Raw genomic sequence first — 22,350 nt, forward strand, 5'->3', positions numbered from 1 at the left:
TATTTATAGATGAAAGTTAGTTCTCTGTCGATTCTGCTTTTTTTCTCTTTTCTGTTATGCTTATTTTGGGGATATATTAATTATAAGCGTTATGAATAAATTATTTAAAACAGGATTAGTAGCCTTATTTTCTTGTCTAGTTTGGACAGGGATGGCTCAGCAACAAGTGGACACAAAACTACCTCGTGAGGTGCCTTCACCAGCAAAAATTGCTAAGAAGATGACTGACGAGATGAGTAAAGAACTGCAATTGAATGAAAAGCAGTATGCGAAGATTTATAAATTAAACCTGAAGGAGCAGAAAGACCGATTTAAGGCGCAACAATCATCATCTGCTTCGAGCAATGAGCGCCCTCCAATGGGAGATAGACCTTCTTTTGATGGATCAGATGACGAACGTCCTCCGATGCCTAGTGGAGAACGTCCTGAAATGGGGATGAGGCAAGGAGGCGGTTCTGAAATGACTGAGGATGCTGCGGAAACCTTGCATAAGGCTGAAGTGAAAAAGGAGAAGAAGATTAAAAAGATCCTAACTGCTGAGCAGTATGCGAAGTGGAGTAAGATGCAGGAGAAAATGAAAGAAGGTATGAAGCCTGAAATGCATAGAATGCATAAGGGTGAAGGACCTGGCCAGGACTCATAAGAGACTGATTAATAATTGCTTATTTCATGATACGCTTCTTATAATAGCTTTAGAGCTTCAATCTCGATCAAAATTATTATGTCTTTTTTGTCTCTAAATAGTTTACTGGTAGTCATTTCAAGGTGCTGATATTAGTTCAAGTGGGTAACTAATGAAGGCTTTTAAAAAATGAGGTGGCAGATAGTTGACAAGCGCTACAACTTTTTTATTCTGATTTAATAAATGTAGTTAGTAAAGAGTCTTCCTTAATAATTCTAAGGAAGACTTTTTTAATTCAGTTAAGCTCCTGTTTGTGAAAAACTTTTAGCGGTTATTTCTTTCCTAAATCACGGTTCTTTATCTATGCTTATTCTAGATAAAATAAAGGATATTCTTACACTGCGTTATTTCGGTGCAGACGATCGTCTAATCTCTCTGTGCTGTTTCTCGATAAGCTGAAACTTATTTATTATTACATCTAAGACCCTTTTTCTACTGTTTTTAGAGGAAAAGTAGGGGTCAAGAGGTTCAGGGTTCACCTATGGACCTATACCCCCTCCCCCTCACCCGTGCTTGATAAATCTAAATTATTAATAATCAATAGATTACGATTTTTGATATTTACATCTGTTAACGCTTTATCTGCTAAGTGAAGATTAAAAGTGAACCCTGAGGAGGTGATTTTACTATAAGTAAAATGGTTTGTCTATTTTCTCCTAATAGGCGGTTTCTGGCAGAATGATTTGAATAGATAGAGGTGAAGTATTCTTAAAAAGAGACCTCGACGTTTTAAATAAAGAACCTAAGTGTTTTCAGAAAACATTTAGGACTTTTTGTGTGATGAAGAGAACTGCCTTCGCCATTTAGGTTTCATGATGGATAGTCAGATTTTAGGGCAAAAACACATATTTTGCCGGACAGCCGCTTTATGAACAACTATTAAAATTGATCGACAGCCAAGAAATTGCAAGAATAAGCCGAAAAGGAGTGCATAATCGCTATGTGAAGAAGCAAGACGGTTACTCTCACTTTGTAATAATGCTCTACGCCGTGCTGATGCGTTATGATTCTCTGCGTGAAATCGTAATGGGAATGCTCTCCGAGGTAAATGAGATCAATCACTAGGGTATAGACTATAGGATAAGACACAGCTCTTTGGCAGAAGCCAATAATAGACGAAGTAATGAGTCCTTTGAGCAGATCTATTTTATAACATTCATTTCACATAGGCAGCAACTCACGATCATGTTATGCTTTTACTGCTTTACAGGACACCAGTAATAAATATTCTCCCATCGTATTGGAAACGAGTGTGAGATAGAACGGTAGGCAGATTGGTACAATTTCCATTAGGAGTACATCTCGTTTACGAGGAGTATGTGCAACCTTCATCACTCTCCTTAATTCGTTGCTTTTTTCCAACATTTCATCCTTTTCATCTTAGAGGGAGGAGGGGGTACTAAAACCCATAGGTGAACCTTGAACCTTTTGAACCTTTTGATCCTTTTGAGCTTGTTCGAAAATCTTCAATTAGATCTAATGCGTTGATATACAGTGGATAAAGTCTCCTATATCTCGATGGACGAAAATTAGGCTTCCGTTTGTTTTATACGGCTAATTGCTTTAATTCTTTAAGTTTAAATGTTGAAAATACATTACGCGTCGAAATCTGTCCCGGCTTGAGTCTAGAGGCCTGTTTGAACTCTCTTAGCGTTTACTTCTTCCCTAAGTCAAAATTCTTTCTATACTTCAAAAGTAAGAGTATGATTCCAACGAGTAGTAATGCCAAGCCGGCATAAGCTATAGACTCTGTTACATGAATACTTTTCGGATCAAAAGCCATTTCGATGGTATGTTTTCCAGCCGGAATGTTCATTGCCCTGAGGATGTAGTTAGCACGTGCTATCTCTGCTGGTTTGCCATCAATAGTCGCTGTCCATCCCGGATAATAGATTTCGGAGAAAACAACGATTCCGTCTTTGGATGAAGAGGTCTCGTAAACCAAGTGGTTGGGTTTATAATTTGTGAGTCGAACAGCTGAAAGAGAATCCTTATAACTGTTAGTTATTCCTTTCAGCTTATCCTTGAAGCTTGCATCCACTATAGCTGTTTCTGTTAGAAGAACAGAATCGATCGCTTCGATTTCTTCGTTGGCCGTATTTACATAACGGACATTGCCTACAAACCAAGCATTTCCATACGCATAAGGATTTTCAATGGGAGCGACTTTACCTTTTCCGGAAGGAAAGATGAAATACTTCGTGTTCAGCATATTGAGTACCCGGAAAGAATTTCCATTCACGCTGTCCATTTTTCCTTGTGCAGTTGCTATTTCGTTATAAGCTGCCTGCATTTCTTTCGTAATATGATGATCGATCATCTCTTGGTAACGGCGGAGCTTAGCAGCATGATATCCTCCTACACTTTTGTGCCAGTATGCGGTATTGTTCTCATTGAAGGTATTGGTTGCAAAGTTCAATACTCGATAATCGAGCGTGCTATCTTGTAAAATAAGTTCGTCTGCCGTTGTTTTGCTGAAAGCTTCGGTTTGTTGATCTGCGGAGACGAATTGTTCATCGTTTAAATATCGTTTGTTGACCATCCACATATCTCCCAAACAAAGTACTGCTATGGCAGCGATCGTCCAAGTCGCTTTGAGTTTGCGAGCACTGTAAGCCAGAAGCAAGGCAGTACCAATAGCGATAATAAAGAAGCTGCGCCATGCATCGGAAGTGATTAGGTAAACGCGCATCTCTTCAAGATTACTAAGTAGTGGGGATAGTTGATCCCCGGGGATTGCTTGTTGTAACGCTTTTAATTCCTGTGTAGGAACAAATGTGGAAAAGAATAAGCGAGGAGCCAAGGCGAATAATAGTGCAAATCCACCGGTGAGGCCAAAACTTAAGTATAAATATTTGATCTTTTCTTTCAATATCTGTGGTCTGTCGAAGATCTCTTTCAGAGTCAGTATTGCCAGTAAAGGAATGGTAAATTCTGCAATGACAAGAGCCGAGGAGACAGCACGAAACTTATTGTACATCGGTATGTAATCGATGAAGAAGTCGGTAAATCCCATAAAGTTTCTTCCCCATGCAAGCAAAATGGATAGGAGGGTTGCTCCTGCAAGTGCCCATTTCATAGGGCCATCAACTATAAAGAGGCCGAGTATGAAGAGCATGAGCACAAAAGCACCGACATAAACAGGGCCGGATGTTCCGGGTTGATCACCGAAATATTGGGTGAGTTGTGAATAAATTCCGCTATACATCGGATTGGCCTTCTCCATCACTTTTTCATTCTGTGACAGAGGCACGGATGCACCTCCTTTGATGTTCGGAACCAATAGAGAGAATGTTTCGCCTATGCCGTAGCTCCACTGGGTGATGTAGTCACGATCAAGTCCGCTACTTGTTTGTTTAGCAGCATCTCCTTCTGCTTTCAGTTCACTTTTGCCACGCATCGTTTCTTTGCTATACTCATAGGTATGATACAAATTGGATAAGTTGGCTGATATCCCGATGATCCCGGCAATAACCAATATACCAGTCGCTTTGAAAAAGTGCGGCAGTTCTTTTTTACGCCAAGATTCTTCGAAGAATGCTCCTACAATGAGGAGTATGAGGAATAAGAAATAATAGCTCATCTGTACATGGTTCGACAAAATTTGTAGAGCCAAAAATAGAGCCGTTATGACTCCTCCGAGCAAATATTGTTTTCGATAGGCAAGCACGATGCCGGCTATTGTGGGTGGAATATAGGCCAGCGTAATAAACTTCCAGATATGTCCCGCAGAGATGAGAATAAAGAAATAAGATGAAAAAGCCCAGATGATACCTCCCAATCCCGCGAGCCAAGGGGATATGCCTAGTGCTCTTAAGAGAATATAAAACCCGAGCATCATAACAAATGTCAGCCAGACATAATTGGGCAGAAACAGGTGATATGCTTTCTCCGCTACTCTAAGGGTCTCGGTTGAATCATAGCTGGGAGAAATCTGATAGGTGGGCATTCCGCCAAAAATAGAATTAGTCCAGCGCGTACGCTCACCAGTTTGGTCGTTATACTCTTTTGCCTCTTGTCCGGCACCGGCACCAGCAGCCGTATCGTGTTGAAACAGAATACGATCTTCCGTTATAGCTGGGAAGAAGTAGACAAACGAGATGGCGATAAAAGAAAGAATGACGATGAGGTCGGGAAGGAACTTTTTCATTTTCGATCAGATGTATGAATGAATCTCTTTTTGATAGCCGATTGATAATCGGACTTTACTGCCGTTTTGGCCGCTATGTCCGATTATCAATGGTATGCAGGAATTAATACCTGTAGTGGTCTGCTTTGTAAGGTCCGTCGGCCGAAACCCCAATGTAAGCAGCTTGTTCTGCCGTTAGTTTCGTCAACTTCACACCAATTTTCTCTAAGTGTAAGCGGGCTACTTCTTCATCCAGATGCTTAGGCAGGCGATAAACTTCAATTTCGTATTTCTTGTTGAACAACTCAATTTGCGCCAAAGTTTGGTTGGTGAATGAGTTACTCATAACGAATGAAGGATGTCCTGTAGCACATCCAAGGTTCACCAAGCGGCCATCTGCCAACAAAATGATGCTGTGTCCGTCGGGGAAGAAATAACGATCTACTTGCGCTTTGATGTTTACGCGCTTAATGCCTTGATAATGTTTCAAAGCTTCAACCTGAATTTCATTGTCGAAGTGACCGATATTGCAGACAATAGCTTGATCTTTCATCTTCGTCATGTGGTCGATGCGAATGATATCAATGTTACCGGTTGTCGTTACAAAGATGTTCCCTTGCGAGCAGGCCTCTTCCATAGTCAGGACTTCGAATCCCTCCATGGCAGCTTGCAAAGCACAGATCGGATCTACTTCAGTAACCAACACGCGAGCACCGTATGAGCGCATAGAATGAGAACAACCCTTACCAACATCGCCATAACCACAAACAACCACTACTTTACCGGCGATCATCACATCTGTGGCACGTTTGATGCCATCAGCCAATGATTCGCGACAACCATAGAGATTATCGAATTTCGATTTTGTAACAGAATCGTTTACATTGAAAGCAGGGAACAACAGTTTTCCTTCTTCCTTCATCTGATATAAACGGTGTACGCCAGTTGTGGTCTCTTCGGAAACGCCACGCATCTCGGCGGCAACACGATGCCAACGGTCTTTATCTTGCGCCAACACTTTCTTCAAGATGGCGTTTAGTTCTATTTCATCTTCCGCATGTACTTCTTTGTCAAGTACGGCAGCATCGTTTTCAGCTTCGTAGCCTACATGTATCATCATGGTAGCATCTCCACCATCGTCAACAATTACATTAGGACCTTTTCCTTCTGCAAAGTTCAGTGCTTGAAGTGTGCACCACCAATAATCAGTTAGTGTTTCGCCTTTCCATGCAAACACCGGAACGCCCGATGCAGCAATAGCCGCTGCGGCATGATCTTGAGTAGAGTAAATGTTACAAGAGCACCAACGCACTTCGGCACCAAGGTTGACAAGTGTCTCAATCAGCACAGCTGTCTGAATGGTCATGTGCAGAGAACCCATGATGCGAGCTCCTTTCAATGGTTTAGATTCTCCATACTTTTCGCGAAGAGCCATAAGGCCAGGCATTTCTTGTTCTGCCAGATCGATTTCCTTGCGACCAAAGTCGGCAAGAGTAATATCTGCCACTTTGTAGGGCAGGGTAGAGAATAATTCTGAAGACATATTATACTTTGTTTAATAATAACTGCTACAAAGATAGAATATTCTGAATAGCGCTACAAAAGCTGTGCTCCTTTTTTATAAATAATAACTTCAGGTGACCCTGTCTTTCTTTTGAGAAAGTATAAATAATTTATACAGGTGTGTATATTACAGCTAAAATTTTGGCCGCTTGTCCTTCGAAAGCATGTACGTGGTGCGGAACAATCGAATCGTAGTAAATACTATCTCCTTCTTCGAGCATATAAGTTGTATTTCCGTAGCTGATCTCCATGATTCCTTCCATTACCATGATAAACTCCTCTCCTTCGTGAGAAGATAGGATGAAATCGCTATCCTTCGTCGGAGCTACATCTATCATGAAGGGTTCCATGTGTCGATCAGCCTTGGACTTTGATAGTGCACGGTACTCCATGTGTCTACGCGACTGTATAGCATTGTTTGAGAAGCTGATTGTTTCTTTAGCTTCCTGACTACGGCAGACAACAGGTCCGGCTTCGTCTTGGTCGTCGAGAAGAGTCCCTAGCCGTACGCCTAGTACGCGGGCTATTTTGATGAGTGGAGCGAGTGAGGGAATATCAATGTTGTTTTCTATACGCTCTATTTGTTCAATGGTCAGACTTGAGCGCTGAGCCAACTGTTCTACCGAGATAGATTCTTCTTCGCGGAGTATTTTTATTTTTTCTCCTACAAATTTGGTTGTATCCATGTTGATCGCATTTTCCATGCCAAAGGTTTTTTTTAGTTTGACTAGTGGCAAAAATAGTAAAATAATTGGCGCAGAACAATTTTAGCCAATTAAAATGAAAATATCTTTGACTAAGCGATCATTCTATATGTGCAACCCTTATCAAAGCAGATAGTTGAATAAGTATCCTGAAATGATTATAAAGAGTGAGATTGTTCCAAAAAAGATTGCAATCAACTTCCAAGTCATCACTTTCTTAAGTAAGGTCGCTTCAGGCAATGAGAGTCCTACTACCCCCATCATAAAGGCCAATGCAGTACCAATTGGAATTCCTTTGGCCACAAAAACCTCGATTACCGGAACAATACCTGCTGCATTGGCATACATCGGTACGGCCAATATTACAGACAAAGGAACTGCATACCAATTACCTTTTGACATATATTGTTCGAAGAATCCTTCCGGAACATATCCATGCATGAAAGCTCCGATCGCAATACCAATAATGATATACAGTAAGACGCCTCTTACTATGCCCCAGGCTTCTTTGATAATTGTTGGCATTCTCTTGATAAACGGAGTTTTTTCTCCTTCCCAATGGGAGGATTCCGCATTAGCGTTGGCTTGAATTTGTTTGATCCAGTCACTCAAATATCTTTCCAGTTTGAATTTGCCTAACACGAAGCCTCCAATCATGCCTAATAGTATTCCACTAATCACATAAACAAGAGTTATTTTTACTCCAAATGTTCCTAGAAACATTGCTACTGCCACCTCGTTGACCAATGGCGAAGTGATGAGGAATGCTAATGTTACTCCTAGAGGAATTCCTCCTTTGACAAAACCGATAAACAGAGGTATGGAAGAACAGGAACAAAAAGGAGTGATGGCCCCGAAAAGTGACGCAAAGAAATACTGTAATCCATACATCTTGTGCGTGGTTAAGTAGTTCCTCAAGCGATCTATGGGGAAATAAGCATTTACTATCCCCATAAGTGTGCTGATCAAGAACAATAAAATAAGAATCTTTATTGTGTCGTAGAAGAAGAAATTAATGGCCATACCTACGTGGCTTGTTGCGTCTAATCCAAAGATGGTATATACCAGCCAATCGGCAAATGTTTGTATCATAATTTATAATATATAATAAGTCATTCCGTAATAAATGCCAACCAATATGAATAAAACAGCTACAACAATTCGGAATACTTTTTCGAATATTTTCATTCGATTATAAAATTTGCCAAGTCCGGCCATGCTGTACGCCAATACCCAAGCTACGATGATGACGGGCAAGCCTGTTGCAAGGGCAAAAACAAGTGGAAGTAAATATCCTCCGCTGGCAGTGGCTGACATCGGGATGAGCATGCCAAAATAGAAGATCCCACTGGTGGGACAGAATGCCAATGCGAACAAAATGCCCAATAGCAATGCACCCCAATTCCCTTTTTCCTTTAGCTTGCTTCCGCTTCCTGAGAAGCCGAATTTAGGAAGGTTTAGCTTATTACCAAATAGCATAAACACCCCAATAAGTATCAATGCCGGTGATATCAATAATTCGCCATATTTACTAATTGACTTCTGTATGGCAAACATGCTCGAACCTTCTTTGATGATGGATATAAGAATAATGCCTAATACAGTATACGAGAGAGCTCGACCTAACGTATAGAGTATACCATTCCAGAATATTTTGTGTTTGTTCTCTATATCCTTGCTGATGTATCCTACTGCTGTAATGTTAGTCGCTAGCGGGCAAGGACTTAGTGCAGTCAGTAATCCAAGGATAAATGCTGTCAGTATTGGGATGTCGCTATTGTCTAATATTGTTTGTAGAAGCTCCATAGCAGGTTATTTTAGCAGTTCATTGATTTTCTTTTTCAATCCATTTTTGAAAGTGTCAGGCGAATTTCGTGAGTAGGCGAAAGCAAACTCTGTCATGTTGTTTTTGCTTTCTTTTCCACCTTTCCATTTGTTGACAAATAAAGAGGACCATGTAACTTCGTAGCGATCGGCTATTTTTTCATTTGCTTTGTTTGAAATATCTATGACTGTAAAAACAACCTCACCCTTCTTTATCTTGTCACTATAATATGCCTTCATGACTTCTTGCGTGTTTTTTTCAATACTCATGCAAGTTGGGCACCGCTGTTTTCCGTGAAAGTATAGAATTTCTACCCGATCTTTGGAACCGTTGTTTGCCTTCTCTGATGTTTTTGGGTCTTTTCCAAAAGCAGTAGCACTTATCATTACTGCGATGATAGCAAATAATAGTTGTTTCATTTTCAATGGGTTTATTTAGTCAATAGCTCTTTTACTTCAGATACAGATAGCTTCTTTCCACTCGAAACAACTTTTTCATCAATTACGAGTGCGGGTAATCGCATCACATTATATTCCATGATTTTCATTAAATCCTCTTCTTTCACCATGTTAGCTTGAATACCTAATTCACTGACAGCAGCTTCCACTGTTGTATACAAGGCTTTGCAGCTAGAACATCCGGTTCCTAAAACTTTAATCTCCATGTTATTCTTTTTTTATTTATAAAATTGAATTCTATTGTTAGTATCATCTAAAATCAAGATACTAGCTTCTCCTTAAATCCATCCAGCTTCGCATCCTTCTTTCAAGAGTTGTGAAATGCTTGCTTTTGTAATAGAGCGTTTATATAAATATCACTCAAATACTATTTGTTGTTCGCAAAACTACAAACAATATTTAAAAGAGCAAATAGAATGGCTCTTTTTTTTAAGATGAAATATTCCTTAAGGGATTTTTAGGAAGAAATTACTTATAGTTTATTCGTTCCAGAGCCCACTGTATCAGTATCGGTTCTCTATTTGTATCATGAGTTCTTATATGTTCACTACTTTATGGTTGATAAGAAGACGCAGGAACACTTATCGCAAGCCTTGTCTTTTCAACCGGGTATATTTACGGGCCATCTACCCTATAAGCTTCTTAGTAGTAGGTAAATTTAGTCTCTGATGTTAGTTGATTGGCCAAAGTTTAATGCCTAGTTCACTTCAAAAGCATGGGGATGTTATGTATGATAACATCCCCATGCTGTGGGATGATAAAAGCTATCTTCAAAAGAGTAAAGATGAAATAGAGTGTAGTAGAACTTACTTAGAGGACACAAAAAAGAAGGGATTTAACGTGAATGGGCAGCAGAAGTATGATTTTAAAACAAAAAAGCCACCCTTAAAATTAAGGATGGCTTTTTTTGCTTTTTGTCTAGAGGTAATTGCTTACTTTCTAAGACCAAGAGTTTTGATGATGGTACGATATCTTGTGATATCTTTGTCCGTCAGGTAGTTAAGCAATCTGCGACGCTTTGCTACCAACATAGTCAAGGCTCTTTCTGTACTATAATCTTTTCTGTTGAGCTTCATGTGCTCAGTCAGGTGAGAAATACGGTATGAAAACAAAGCTATCTGGGCCTCAGTTGAGCCAGTATCAGAGTTAGACTTTCCGTACTTTTCAAAGATTTCTGCTTTTTTAGCTGGATCTAAATACATAATTCTTAGTTTGATTAGATATATAAAAATTCTTTGAGCGGCAAAGATAGATATTATTTTTGGCTTCGCAATGATTTATAATCCAATTTTCGTACCTTTGCAGCCAAATAATAGGTATTATATGCAAAATATTAGAAACATTGCAATTATTGCCCATGTCGATCATGGGAAAACAACACTTGTTGACAAGATGCTTTTGGCCGGACATTTGTTCCGCGACAACCAAACGAGTGGTGAATTGATTCTGGATAACAATGATTTGGAACGTGAAAGAGGGATAACAATTCTTTCTAAGAATGTTTCCATCAATTATGGCGGGACTAAAATTAATATTATCGATACTCCGGGCCACAGCGACTTTGGCGGAGAGGTGGAACGTGTGTTAAACATGGCCGATGGCTGCATCTTGCTTGTCGATGCTTTTGAAGGGCCGATGCCTCAAACTCGTTTCGTGTTGCAAAAGGCTGTGCAGATAGGCTTGAAACCTATTGTTGTTATTAATAAGGTAGATAAACCAAACTGTCGCCCTGATGAGGTGCACGAGATGGTGTTTGATCTTATGTTTAGCTTGGATGCTACTGAAGAACAACTTGACTTTCCTACTATATATGGTTCAGCTAAGAATGGTTGGATGAGTGTTGATTGGAAAGAGCCTACTGATAATATTATTCCTTTGCTTGATTGCATCATAGAGAATATTCCTGCTCCTGAACATTTAGAGGGAACACCACAAATGCTAATTACTTCACTTGATTATTCTTCATATACCGGACGTATTGCTGTGGGCCGTGTGCACCGCGGACTACTGAAAGAAGGAATGAACGTTTCTTTAGCAAAAAGAGATGGTCGCTTCGTGAAGTCTAAAATAAAAGAGGTTCATGTGTTTGAAGGTTTGGGAAGAGCTAAGATAAGTGAAGTTTCTTCAGGTGATATTTGTGCACTCGTTGGTATTGAAGGCTTTGATATTGGTGATACAATCTGCGATTTTGAAAAACCGGAGGCATTGCCACCAATCGCTATTGATGAACCAACAATGAGTATGTTGTTCAGTATCAATGATTCTCCTTTCTATGGTAGAGATGGTAAGTATGTTACTTCTCGTCATATCAACGATCGTTTGATGAAAGAGCTGGATAAGAACTTGGCTTTGCGTGTGCATAAGAGTGAGGAAGATGGTAAATGGCTTGTATATGGACGTGGTGTACTTCACTTGTCTGTACTTATTGAGACGATGCGTCGTGAAGGATATGAGTTGCAAGTTGGTCAACCACAAGTTCTTTATAAAACTATTGACGGTAAGAAAAATGAGCCGGTAGAAGAGTTGACGATCAATGTTCCTGAAGAATATTCTAGTAGGATTATTGATATGGTTACTCGTCGTAAAGGCGAAATGGTGCTTATGGAGAATACAGGCGAACGTATTAATCTCGAATTTAATATGCCTTCGCGTGGTATCATCGGACTTCGTACCAATGTACTTACTGCTTCTGCCGGTGAGGCCATCATGGCACACCGTTTTAAAGAATATCAACCATATAAGGGTGAGATTGAAAGACGTTCTAATGGTTCTATTGTTGCGATGGAAGCTGGTAATGCTTTTGCTTATGCTCTTGATAAGTTGCAGGATCGCGGACGTTTCTTTATCTTCCCTCAAGAAGATGTGTATGCAGGCCAGGTAGTTGGTGAACATGCAAAAGAAAGCGACTTGGTGGTTAATGTAACTAAGTCGAAGAAGTTAACTAATACACGTGCATCTGGTACAGATGATAAAGCACGCATTATTCCTCCTGTTCAGTTCTCTTTGGAAGAGGCTCTGGAATATATTAAAGAGGATGAATACGTAGAGGTTACTCCTAAGGCGATGCGTATGCGTAAGGTTATTCTTGATGAGAATGAACGTAAGCGCTCAAATAGGTAATATCATACTCGCTTAAAAGAGTATTTTACTATAAAAAAGTTCGGTAAGGGAAATCTTATCGAACTTTTTTGTTGGTTTAACTATCTGCTTTCTTCTCACGAAAAAGTGTTGGTTTGATAGGTCTGTGAAAACAGAAAAGGCGACTCCTTTAAGGAATCGCCTTTTTTATATAATCTAACGTTTATATCTAGATTAGAGTTTAGGGCCGGCAGCAACCAATGCTTTTCCGGCTTCATTACCAGTGAACTTGCTGAAGTTCTTGATGAAACGAGCAGAAAGATCTTTTGCTTTTTCGTCCCATTGAGCTGCATCAGCATAAGTATCACGTGGGTCAAGGATCTTAGTGTCAACACCCGGAAGTTCTGTAGGAACAACAAAGCTGAAATAAGGCATAGACTTGCTAGGAGCTTTATCGATAGAACCGTCAAGGATGGCGTCAATGATACCACGAGTATCTTTGATAGAGATACGTTTGCCGCTACCATTCCAACCAGTATTAACCAAATATGCTTTAGCACCTGATTTATCCATCTTCTTCACTAATTCTTCAGCATATTTAGTTGGGTGCAATGATAAGAATGCAGCACCAAAGCAAGCTGAGAATGTAGGAGTTGGTTCTGTGATACCACGTTCTGTTCCAGCCAATTTAGCTGTGAAACCAGAAAGGAAGTAATATTTAGTTTGTTCAGCGTTTAAGATAGATACCGGAGGCAATACACCAAATGCATCAGCAGAAAGGAAGATAACTTTCTTTGCAGCTGGAGCTTTAGAAATCGGTTTCACGATGTTAGTGATGTGGTCGATAGGGTAAGAAACACGAGTGTTTTCAGTTACGCTCTTATCGTTGAAATCAATCTTACCGCTAGCGTCAACAGTTACGTTCTCGAGAAGAGCGTCACGTCTGATAGCAGCATAGATATCTGGTTCAGCTTCAGCGCTCAGGTTGATAACCTTTGCATAGCAACCACCTTCAAAATTGAACACACCTTCTTCATCCCATCCATGTTCGTCATCACCAATCAAGAGACGTTTTGGGTCAGTAGACAAAGTCGTTTTACCTGTTCCTGATAAACCAAAGAAGATAGCAGTATTTTCGTTGTTTAGATCAGTGTTGGCAGAGCAGTGCATAGAAGCCATACCTGCTAGTGGCAAACGATAGTTCATGTAAGAGAACAAACCTTTTTTCATCTCACCACCGTACCAAGTATTGATAATAACTTGTTCTTTGCTGGTTAAATTGAATACTGCAGCTGTTTCAGAGTTCAAACCAAGTTCTTTGTAGTTCTCAACTTTAGCTTTAGAAGCATTGAATGAAACGAAATCAGGTTCACCATAGTTAGCCAACTCTTCTTCAGTAGGACGGATGAACATGTTCTTTACGAAATGAGCTTGCCAAGCCACTTCCATGATAAAACGTACTTTGATGCGAGAGTTTTCGTTTGCACCGCAGAATGTATCCATTACAAACAACTTTTTGCTTGAAAGTTGTTTCACAGCAATTTCTTTTAAAGTCTTCCAAGTTGCTGGAGTAACAGGTTTATTGTCGTTTTTGTATTCTTCAGAGGTCCACCAAACTGTGTTCTCACTGGTTTCGTCTTTAACGAAGAACTTATCTTTAGGAGAACGACCTGTGTAAACGCCCGTCATAACATTTACTGCGCCTAGCTCAGTAACTTGTCCTTTTTCAAAGCCTTGAAGACCTTCCTTTGTCTCTTCAGCGAACAATGTTTCGTAAGACGGGTTGTGCAGAACTTCTACCGCACTGTTAATACCGTACTTGCTTAAATCTAAATTTGCCATTTTCTTTTGAATTAGTTAAATTTGGTATTGTATTTATCTCGATTTTATTAGTTCTTTACTTTTTAGTTGTCCGAAAAGAGGAATTTGGTTTATCGTCTCTTCCTTGTAAGCCGACTACAAAAGTAACACTTTATTTGAAAACAAACATTATATTAAAGAAATTTTTCTTTAATTGAATTCGTTTTATATTAAGATAACAAAATCTGTAATTTGAATGTTGCAAATTGGAAATATATACTTTACTTTGCAGCGTATAAATACTGAATAAATAAAGTGAAACAGATATGAAGATAATTAATTTCAGCGAAACAAATTCAATATTGAACCAATATGTGGCAGAAATAAGAAATGTGGAGGTGCAGAATGATCGTTTGCGTTTTCGTCGCAATATAGAGAGAATAGGTGAGATAATGGCTTATGAATTAAGTAAATCATTTGCTTATTCTGCTAAAGATATTCAAACACCGTTGGGCATTGCTTCTGTGAATACTTCTGATAACAAGTTGGTTCTTAGTACAATATTACGCGCGGGACTTCCTTTCCATCAAGGTTTCCTGAGCTATTTTGATGACGCTGAAAATGCATTTGTGTCTGCTTATCGCAAATATAAAGATACGCTTAAGTTCGATATACATATAGAATATATTGCTTCTCCTCGTATTGATGGTAAGACGTTGATTATAACCGATCCGATGCTTGCTACCGGCGGATCAATGGAACTGAGTTATCAGGCGATGCTTACCAAGGGGCATCCAGCCGAAATACATGTTGTTTCAGTAATCGCCAGCCAACGCGCTGTAGATCATATTGCCAGCGTATTTCCTCAGGATATCACTACTATATGGTGTGCGGCAATTGATCCGGAAATCAATGATCATTCTTACATCGTGCCTGGTTTAGGCGATGCGGGCGACTTGGCTTATGGGGAAAAAGAATAAGATGTTGTTTTTTAGATAAAAGAAAATCTCCTTGTTTAACGCTAACTCATTAGGATTAGCTTAAACAAGGAGATCTTATGTTTGCGGTAGTTAGAGTCGGAAAAGTTTATTTAACTTCCCAAATCTCACCTTGCATTAATAGGTCTTCCAGTGAATGATCTTTCTTCTTAGCACGAACTTCTTCAATCTGTGCATGTACACATTCGTCATAACTAGGACTCTCTACGTCGCGAATGACTCCGAGAGCAATTGGAAAATCGGGACCTTCCATTAATGCTAACTTCATCTGTAGTGTACTGTCTTCGCAGTGGGCATCATGTACAAGGAGATCTTTCTCAGTAATGCCATTCTCACCTAACTTCACGATTTTTATCCCGAAGCCTTCTTGCATCAATCCGTATTCATCGTTTTCACCAAAAATCATTGGCTGACCTTGTTTCAGATAGATTGCATTCTTTGCACGGTCGGCTTTAGTGGCTACTGTCGATTGAGAACCATCGTTGAAGATAACGCAGTTTTGCAAAACTTCTACCACTGAAGTACCTTTGTGCTTAGCTGAGGCGACAAGAACCTCTATGGATGCAGCTCCGTCAACATCTACGCAACGTCCGAAGAAGTGTCCGCGTGCGCCAAATGTTAGTTCAACTGGGTGGAATGGGTCTTCCACTGTCCCGTAGGGAGATGATTTAGAGACAAATCCACGGGGAGAGGTAGGTGAGTATTGTCCTTTAGTTAGCCCATATATTTGATTATTAAGCAACACGATATTGATATTCACATTACGACGCACTACATGTATGAAGTGGTTTCCTCCAATGGCCAAAGCATCTCCATCACCCGATATTTGCCATACACTGAGTTCAGGGTTGGCTACCTTTACGCCGGTAGCAATGGCTGCGGCGCGTCCATGTATGGTATGAAATCCATAAGTGTTCATATAGTAAGGTAGGCGGGAAGAACAGCCGATACCCGAAATCACTGCAATGTTGTGAGGGGCAATACCCAGTTCGGCCATTGCTTTATGGAGCGAGTTCAGTAAAGCATGGTCACCACATCCGGGGCACCAGCGCACATATTGGTCGCTCTTGAAATCTTTCGATGCAAATTCTAGTTCACTCATCTTACTTTTCCTCCAAAATTTTAGTGAATTCTTCTACAAGTCTTAATACGTTGAATGGTTGTCCTTTTACCCTATTAAATTGATAAACATTTAATCCGGGAACTTTGGAACGAAGAATAGTGGCAAATTGGCCCATGTTTTGCTCGGCAACCACTACTTTTTTATATTTTTTCAAAATCTCAGCTGCATTTTTTGGCAGAGGACTGATATACTGAAAATGTGCCAAAGCAACTTTTAGTCCTTGACCTTGCATAATCTCCAACGCAGAATATAGGTGTCCGTAAGTGCCTCCCCAACCCACAATCAAGAGTTCGGCATCTTCGTCACCTAAAACTTCTTGTTCGGGAATGCAATTGGCTATATAGTTTATTTTCTCCTGACGAGTGATTGTCATCTTTTGATGGTTTGCAGCGTCAGTAGAGATCGCACTTGTATCGTAATCTTTCTCGAGTCCTCCTAATCTGTGTTGGAAACCTTCTTTGCCGGGGATAGCCCAGTAGCGAACGAGTGATTCGAGATCTCGTTGATAAGGTTTCCATCCTTCTTGGATTTCGGGAGTAACATAAGGCGGCTTAATGGCAGGATAATCTTTCATCGAAGGGATTTTCCAGGCAGCAGAACCGTTGGCTATGTATCCATCGGTAAGAAGGATAACCGGAGTCATGTGCTCCAATGCTATTTTGGCTGCCATGAAGGCAGAGTCAAAACAGTTGGTAGGTGATGTGGCGGCAATAACAACCAGAGGACTTTCACCGTTACGTCCATATACGGCTTGTAGTAAATCGGTTTGCTCGCTCTTTGTAGGTAGTCCGGTAGAAGGTCCGCCACGTTGTACATTGATAATGACTAACGGCAGTTCGGCAATAACAGCTAAGTTGATTGCTTCACTTTTCAAGCAAATACCTGGTCCGGAAGTAGACGTTGCGGCAAGGCAACCGGCAAAAGAAGCTCCGATGGCGCTACAACAACCTGATATCTCGTCTTCACATTGCACTGTTATCACTCCAAGCTCTTTCAATTTTGACAAATTGTGCAAGATGTCTGTGGCGGGAGTAATGGGGTAGGAGCCTAGAAAGAGAGGAAGCCCGGCTTTTTCGGCTGCGGCAACCAGTCCGTAGGATGTTGCCAGATTTCCATTCACATCCGTATAAAAGCCTTTTTCTCTTTTCTCTTTGGATTCTACACGATAGGTAGAAACTGTTGCGTGAGTGTTATGACCATAGTTATATCCATCGGTCAACACTTTAATATTTGCTTCTGCAATAGATGGCTTCTTTGAAAATTTATTTTGGAGCATGTGCATGGCATGTTCCAATGGTCGGTTAAACAGCCAGCATACCAATCCTAGAGCAAACATGTTCTTGCTGCGTAATGCAGCTTTATTATCAAGTCCGCTCTCTTTAAGACTATCCTTACACATAGAAGAAATTGGAGCATCTATCACTTGGTTGTGAATGTTGAGTTCCTTGAAAGGATCGTTCGTCGTATATTGAGCTTTGTCGAGATCTTTTTTGGTAAATGAATCTGAGTCAATGATAATGACCGATTGCGGGGTCGTAAATTGTATATTTGTTTTCAATGCGGCCGGATTCATGGCAACCAGGACATCGCACTTATCACCGGAAGTGAAAACTTTCTTTGCACCAATATGTACTTGAAAACCGGATACTCCGCTCAGTGTTCCTTGCGGGGCACGAATTTCTGCCGGATAATCAGGAAATGTAGAAATGTCATTACCTAATACGGCTGATAGGTTAGAGAAGATGTTGCCGGCCAATTGCATTCCATCGCCGGAGTCGCCGGAGAAGCGAACCACTACTCTCTCCAAGTCTTTAACCTTCATTTCGTCTGCCATAATTTTATTCATTATTTATTTTAGGGTTATTTTCTTTTGTCTTTACATGGATATAGAGCTTATCAAAAAAACGACTTTTTAAAGTCGGACAAAGTTCGGAAAGTTATATGACTTAGCAAAATCTTTTTAAGCTATTCTGATACTTCGTGTTAAATCAGCTCAATATTCTATCATTCTTATTAATTATAGTAGGCAACACTTTCAAATTTTACTAGCAAAGGAGGCCGGAAAAGGAGCATATTGATAGAACTTGTTGGTTTATTCTTCAAAACATTCTGTATATCTGTCTTGTCAAATCGGTAAAATGGCTTATCTTTGCAGCCGAAATACAATGGCCTTGTAGTTCAACGGATAGAATAGAAGTTTCCTAAACTTTAGATAGGGGTTCGATTCCCCTCGAGGCTACTCTTAAGTTTATTAGTAAATACAATTTGTGATGCCTTCCCGGATGAATCTGGGTGGGCATTGTTTTTACGGAGATATTGTTATGTTTTGATGGTAATAAAAAAGCTCTTCCCTAGTAATAAGGAAGAGCTTTTTTAATTTATGTCGGAATAAGTCTGTTATTAAACTTCTTCTTCTTTGTGTCCTTGCTTGCTCATCAATGCATAAGCAATAGGAGAAGCAATGAACAATGAAGACAGCGTACCAATCACAACTCCTAGAATCATAGCAAAGGCAAAACTACGGATAGAATCACCACCTAAGATGAAGATACAAACCAATACGATTAATGTAGTCAAAGATGTATTGATAGTACGGCCTAAAGTTGTGCTCAAAGAGTCATTGAAGAGTTGCTTGTGATCACGTTTAGGGTATAAACCGAAGAACTCGCGCACACGGTCAAAGATTACCACCTTGTCATTGATTGAATAACCAATAGCAGTTAGGATGGCACCAATGAAAGTCTGATCAATCTCTAGTGAAAATGGAACGATTCCCCATAGTAAAGAGTAGGCTCCAACAATCATAATGGTATCACTTGCTAAAGCAACGACAGATCCTATACTATAGGCTATGTTGCGGAAGCGAAGCAAAATATACAAGCCAATCGCAACCAATGATAGAAGTACTGACCAAATAGCGCCAGTTTTAATGTCATCTGCTATACTTGGTCCAACTTTCTGTGAACTAACAATACTGCCGCCGTCATGATTGTCGCGGTCAACGAATGTTGCTAATGTTATGTTATTTGTTAACATTGGTTTTACTGCTTCATATAGGTAAGCTTCTATCTCTGAATCAACAGAGTTTGAATCATCTCCTATGCGGTAATTGGTGCTGATACGAACGGTTTTCTTATCAGTTCCAATCGCAATAACACTTACGGTCGCATCACCAAATTTATTAGCAATAAGGTCATGTACTTGTTCTGGCTCCACGGGCTTTTCAAATTGAACCTTGAAGTTACGTCCACCAGTAAAGTCAATACTTTGACTTAATCCTCGGATGGCGAAGGAAGTGAAGCATATCAAGAGGATTGCACTTACAATGATAAGAGCTTTCTTGTTTGTACCCATAAAGTTGAACTTAGAACTAATGAATAAGTTCTTTGAAAGTTTAGAGGTAAAGGTCAGGTTCAACAGTTTTTCTCTGTCCATGAAATGTTCGTAAACGATACGTGTCATGAAAACAGCAGTAAAGAAAGAAATCATAATACCGATGATCAACGTGGTAGCAAAACCACGGATAGGTCCTGTTCCAAAATTGAAGAGGATTACACCAGTGATGATAGACGTTAAGTTGGAGTCGAAGATTGCTGAGAATGCATTTGAATAACCATCGGCTAATGCTTTTTTCACTCCCTTACCGTTTCTTAGCTCTTCTTTTGTTCGTTCGTAGATAAGCACATTCGCATCAACAGCCATCCCCAGTGATAGTACCATACCGGCAATACCCGACATCGTTAGAGCTGCTTGGAACGATGATAATATTCCCAACGTAAAGAAGAGGTTGAGAATCAAAGCGCCATTGGCAATCATACCGGGTATAACTCCATAAATTGCGCACATGAAGACCATTAATAAAATCAATGCTACGATGAAAGAGAAAACGCCCGCATTGATAGATTCTTGTCCCAAACTAGGGCCAATAATATCTTCTTGCACAATGTGTGCAGGTGCAGGCATCTTTCCTGATTTTAGAACATTCGCTAAGTCCTTTGATTGTTCCGGAGTAAAATGGCCTGTGATTTGCGAACGACCACCTGTTATTTCCGCGTTTACATTTGGAGCTGAATATACATATCCATCCAAAACAATAGCGATAGATTTGCCGATGTTTTGTTTAGTCATTATAGCCCATCTTCTGGAGCCATCTTGATTCATTTCCATACTAACGGCAGGTTTATTCCATTGATCAAACTCATCTTTTGCACCGTTTACAACATCTCCTTCGAGTGGAGCTTTGCCGTTGCGTTCAGTTGATTTGATGGCATAGAGTTCGAATGTTTGTGCTTTAGGATCAAAATCGGCGGCAGATACACCCCATTTCAGACGAAGTTCTTTCGGAAATTCTGCTGAAAGTTCTTTCATTGCGATGTATTTGTTGACTTCTGCTGTATCTTTATAGTTGGCATAACCCACAACCGGTCCTTGACCACTCGTATTGAATTGAAGAATAGCGGCAAGGGGATGCTCTTTCTTCATTTGTTCAATGTTAGCAGCTTCTGCAGTTTTGGATGTTTCCCCTTTTAAAGCAGCAGCAAGACTATCTGCGGCACTTCTTATCTTAGTAGTTGCAGCAGCTGTAACAGTTTTTAATGTTGTTGCAGCAGAATCAATATTAGTTGAGTCTGTAGGAAGTTTTTCATCGTTCAAAATGCTACGCAGTTTTGAATCGGCAGATTGTAAATAAGGAATGATTTCTTTTGCATCATATGTTTCCCAAAACTCCAAATTAGCAGAACCTTGAAGCAATTTTCTTACACGCTCTGGTTCTTTAATACCGGGAAGTTCAACCATGATACGTCCCATTTTGTCTTCCAAACTTTGGATGTTAGGTTGTACTACTCCAAAACGGTCGATACGGGTACGAAGCACATTGTAGGAGTTGTCTACTGCTATTTTAACTTCGTCTCTTAGTACTTTCTCAACTTCAGAATCTGATGATGTCTGAGTTATTTTGTCTTTTAATTGCTGTGTGGCAAATAATTCAGAAAGTTTAGCTCCTGGGGCAAGTTTATGATATTCCTTTATGAACGACGTGATGAAATCGTCTTGGCTGGTTGCTTGCAGTTTGTTGGCAGCAGCTAAAGCTTTGTTGAAAGCTTCGTCTGGTTTGTTATCGGCCAATGCTTTAACCACATCGGATACTGAAACTTCCAGAATAACGTTCATTCCTCCTTTTAAGTCGAGTCCTAAACTTATTTCCATCTCACGGCATTGTTTCAGCGTGTAATTACCCAACCATACTTTCTCGTTTGAAAGAGAATCCAGGTAGTTTTGTTCCATCTTTGCATCACCTTTCGCATACTCTTTCGCCTTGTTAGTGTAGTAGCGAGTAACGAAGGAAAAAGAGAGATAAAACACACATACTAGCGTGAGTAATACCGCAAAAAATTTAACAAATCCTTTGTTTTGCATTTTACTTTTAATTTATATGTTTACTTTTATATTAATTTCTGTTGCATACAAGGTTGCAAATATAGCTTTTTTTTCACATTAAGGTATAATTGCGCTTAAATATTTGGAGGTTAAGTTCTATTTTATACTCTACTTAGCTGTATTTAGCATCCACTTTTTCTAATTTGTTATGACTCTTTCGTTCGTTTATTTCTCCTGTTTGTTATTTCACAAAAGAGAACTCTCCAAAATTATTCTATATTATCTCTCCTAATTGTTGATCTATCTTTACGTATTCCTTAGATATTGAATTCTTATATCGATTTGCGCTTAATGAATCAAGATCTTCTGTTCTAAATGCTTGCTATTATTCATTACAAATAAAACATTCTAAACCTCCCTTTTAATTTCAGCATCTTGAATAGACTATTTTAGGCGGCTTCTAAGATAAGGCTTCTGAAACCTTGATAAGGATCCTTTCGTGAGCTCGTTTTTGTCAAGAGACGAATTACGTTTAATTAACTGAGTAAGGGCGTTTTCAAAACATAAGGGAGTTTGGACGATAGCAACAAGGGGAATTTCTTTTTTTTTCT

Annotated in this window: 16 protein-coding genes, 1 tRNA gene and 1 pseudogene; 5 read left to right on the forward strand and 13 right to left on the reverse strand. The window is 39.8% G+C overall.

Annotated elements, in window-relative coordinates; translation table 11 throughout:
- Positions 1-91 precede the first annotated feature (91 nt).
- Together BQ5338_RS15710 and BQ5338_RS15715 are read left to right on the forward strand one after the other, a co-directional pair.
- Positions 92-643, forward strand: a complete 552-nt coding sequence (locus BQ5338_RS15710; protein ID WP_071147705.1) for a DUF4890 domain-containing protein — start codon at positions 92-94, stop codon at positions 641-643.
- A gap of 906 nt (positions 644-1,549) precedes the next feature.
- Positions 1,550-1,747: pseudogene (locus BQ5338_RS15715) on the forward strand (DUF4372 domain-containing protein); the annotation flags it as partial.
- A 123-nt stretch (positions 1,748-1,870) separates the two neighbouring features.
- On the opposite strand, the gene BQ5338_RS16915 reads toward BQ5338_RS15715, so the two are convergent.
- The 9 genes from BQ5338_RS16915 to rpsO form a co-directional block, all read right to left on the reverse strand.
- Positions 1,871-2,047 (reverse strand): hypothetical protein, encoded by a 177-nt coding sequence (locus BQ5338_RS16915; RefSeq protein ID WP_159431334.1) that lies wholly within the window; start codon positions 2,045-2,047, stop codon positions 1,871-1,873.
- Between the two features lie 289 nt (positions 2,048-2,336).
- On the reverse strand, positions 2,337-4,832 hold the full coding sequence (locus BQ5338_RS15720) for a YfhO family protein (protein WP_071147707.1): 2,496 nt from the start codon (positions 4,830-4,832) through the stop codon (positions 2,337-2,339).
- Between the two features lie 103 nt (positions 4,833-4,935).
- A complete protein-coding gene (gene ahcY / locus BQ5338_RS15725; protein WP_071147708.1) occupies positions 4,936-6,354 on the reverse strand; it encodes an adenosylhomocysteinase in 1,419 nt (472 codons plus the stop codon).
- A 130-nt stretch (positions 6,355-6,484) separates the two neighbouring features.
- Complete coding sequence (locus BQ5338_RS15730) at positions 6,485-7,060, reverse strand: helix-turn-helix domain-containing protein (protein ID WP_071147946.1); 576 nt, start codon at positions 7,058-7,060, stop codon at positions 6,485-6,487.
- A gap of 141 nt (positions 7,061-7,201) precedes the next feature.
- Positions 7,202-8,170 carry a permease gene (locus BQ5338_RS15735; protein ID WP_071147709.1) on the reverse strand — a complete coding sequence of 323 codons (969 nt, stop codon included), beginning with the start codon at positions 8,168-8,170 and terminating at the stop codon, positions 7,202-7,204.
- A 3-nt stretch (positions 8,171-8,173) separates the two neighbouring features.
- A complete protein-coding gene (locus tag BQ5338_RS15740) occupies positions 8,174-8,884 on the reverse strand; it encodes an aromatic aminobenezylarsenical efflux permease ArsG family transporter (RefSeq protein ID WP_071147710.1) in 711 nt (236 codons plus the stop codon).
- Between the two features lie 6 nt (positions 8,885-8,890).
- Positions 8,891-9,322 carry a nitrophenyl compound nitroreductase subunit ArsF family protein gene (locus tag BQ5338_RS15745; protein ID WP_071147711.1) on the reverse strand — a complete coding sequence of 144 codons (432 nt, stop codon included), beginning with the start codon at positions 9,320-9,322 and terminating at the stop codon, positions 8,891-8,893.
- Between the two features lie 11 nt (positions 9,323-9,333).
- The gene (locus BQ5338_RS15750) at positions 9,334-9,567 is read right to left on the reverse strand and encodes a thioredoxin family protein (RefSeq protein WP_071147712.1); all 234 of its coding nucleotides are present in this window, start codon (positions 9,565-9,567) and stop codon (positions 9,334-9,336) included.
- Between the two features lie 726 nt (positions 9,568-10,293).
- Positions 10,294-10,563, reverse strand: coding sequence for a 30S ribosomal protein S15 (rpsO, locus tag BQ5338_RS15755; RefSeq protein WP_071147713.1), 270 nt, complete (start codon positions 10,561-10,563; stop codon positions 10,294-10,296).
- A gap of 121 nt (positions 10,564-10,684) precedes the next feature.
- Between rpsO and typA the strand changes: the two genes are divergently transcribed.
- Positions 10,685-12,481, forward strand: coding sequence for a translational GTPase TypA (gene typA / locus BQ5338_RS15760; RefSeq protein WP_071147714.1), 1,797 nt, complete (start codon positions 10,685-10,687; stop codon positions 12,479-12,481).
- A gap of 192 nt (positions 12,482-12,673) precedes the next feature.
- Here typA and pckA read toward each other — a convergent pair whose 3' ends face one another.
- Complete coding sequence (pckA, locus tag BQ5338_RS15765; RefSeq protein WP_071147715.1) at positions 12,674-14,281, reverse strand: phosphoenolpyruvate carboxykinase (ATP); 1,608 nt, start codon at positions 14,279-14,281, stop codon at positions 12,674-12,676.
- Positions 14,282-14,565: 284 nt separating this feature from the next.
- Between pckA and upp the strand changes: the two genes are divergently transcribed.
- Positions 14,566-15,219 carry a uracil phosphoribosyltransferase gene (gene upp / locus BQ5338_RS15770; protein WP_071147716.1) on the forward strand — a complete coding sequence of 218 codons (654 nt, stop codon included), beginning with the start codon at positions 14,566-14,568 and terminating at the stop codon, positions 15,217-15,219.
- Positions 15,220-15,325: 106 nt separating this feature from the next.
- On the opposite strand, the gene BQ5338_RS15775 is transcribed toward upp, so the two are convergent.
- Both BQ5338_RS15775 and BQ5338_RS15780 read right to left on the reverse strand, forming a co-directional pair.
- A complete protein-coding gene (locus tag BQ5338_RS15775) occupies positions 15,326-16,339 on the reverse strand; it encodes a 2-oxoacid:ferredoxin oxidoreductase subunit beta (RefSeq protein ID WP_071147717.1) in 1,014 nt (337 codons plus the stop codon).
- 1 nt (position 16,340) lies between these two features.
- Complete coding sequence (locus tag BQ5338_RS15780) at positions 16,341-18,194, reverse strand: 2-oxoacid:acceptor oxidoreductase subunit alpha (protein ID WP_071147947.1); 1,854 nt, start codon at positions 18,192-18,194, stop codon at positions 16,341-16,343.
- Positions 18,195-18,527: 333 nt separating this feature from the next.
- Here BQ5338_RS15780 and BQ5338_RS15785 point away from each other — a divergent pair.
- Positions 18,528-18,599: transfer RNA gene (locus BQ5338_RS15785), tRNA-Arg, on the forward strand.
- A 161-nt stretch (positions 18,600-18,760) separates the two neighbouring features.
- Here the strand turns inward: BQ5338_RS15785 and secDF are convergent.
- A complete protein-coding gene (gene secDF, locus BQ5338_RS15790) occupies positions 18,761-21,778 on the reverse strand; it encodes a protein translocase subunit SecDF (protein WP_071147718.1) in 3,018 nt (1,005 codons plus the stop codon).
- Between the last annotated feature and the right edge of the window lie 572 nt (positions 21,779-22,350).

It is taken from the genome of Bacteroides ihuae, from assembly GCF_900104585.1.
Taxonomy (GTDB): Bacteria; Bacteroidota; Bacteroidia; order Bacteroidales; family Bacteroidaceae; genus Bacteroides; species Bacteroides ihuae.

Bases quoted from the DNA above. Each gene is read 5' to 3' on its own strand.
- BQ5338_RS15710 (WP_071147705.1), top strand. From the start codon at position 92: ATGAATAAATTATTTAAAACAGGATTAGTAGCCTTATTTTCTTGTCTA.
- BQ5338_RS16915 (WP_159431334.1), bottom strand. From the start codon at position 2,047: ATGTTGGAAAAAAGCAACGAATTAAGGAGAGTGATGAAGGTTGCACAT.
- BQ5338_RS15720 (WP_071147707.1), bottom strand. From the start codon at position 4,832: ATGAAAAAGTTCCTTCCCGACCTCATCGTCATTCTTTCTTTTATCGCC.
- ahcY (WP_071147708.1), bottom strand. From the start codon at position 6,354: ATGTCTTCAGAATTATTCTCTACCCTGCCCTACAAAGTGGCAGATATT.
- BQ5338_RS15730 (WP_071147946.1), bottom strand. From the start codon at position 7,060: ATGGATACAACCAAATTTGTAGGAGAAAAAATAAAAATACTCCGCGAA.
- BQ5338_RS15735 (WP_071147709.1), bottom strand. From the start codon at position 8,170: ATGATACAAACATTTGCCGATTGGCTGGTATATACCATCTTTGGATTA.
- BQ5338_RS15740 (WP_071147710.1), bottom strand. From the start codon at position 8,884: ATGGAGCTTCTACAAACAATATTAGACAATAGCGACATCCCAATACTG.
- BQ5338_RS15745 (WP_071147711.1), bottom strand. From the start codon at position 9,322: ATGAAACAACTATTATTTGCTATCATCGCAGTAATGATAAGTGCTACT.
- BQ5338_RS15750 (WP_071147712.1), bottom strand. From the start codon at position 9,567: ATGGAGATTAAAGTTTTAGGAACCGGATGTTCTAGCTGCAAAGCCTTG.
- rpsO (WP_071147713.1), bottom strand. From the start codon at position 10,563: ATGTATTTAGATCCAGCTAAAAAAGCAGAAATCTTTGAAAAGTACGGA.
- typA (WP_071147714.1), top strand. From the start codon at position 10,685: ATGCAAAATATTAGAAACATTGCAATTATTGCCCATGTCGATCATGGG.
- pckA (WP_071147715.1), bottom strand. From the start codon at position 14,281: ATGGCAAATTTAGATTTAAGCAAGTACGGTATTAACAGTGCGGTAGAA.
- upp (WP_071147716.1), top strand. From the start codon at position 14,566: ATGAAGATAATTAATTTCAGCGAAACAAATTCAATATTGAACCAATAT.
- BQ5338_RS15775 (WP_071147717.1), bottom strand. From the start codon at position 16,339: ATGAGTGAACTAGAATTTGCATCGAAAGATTTCAAGAGCGACCAATAT.
- BQ5338_RS15780 (WP_071147947.1), bottom strand. From the start codon at position 18,194: ATGGCAGACGAAATGAAGGTTAAAGACTTGGAGAGAGTAGTGGTTCGC.
- secDF (WP_071147718.1), bottom strand. From the start codon at position 21,778: ATGCAAAACAAAGGATTTGTTAAATTTTTTGCGGTATTACTCACGCTA.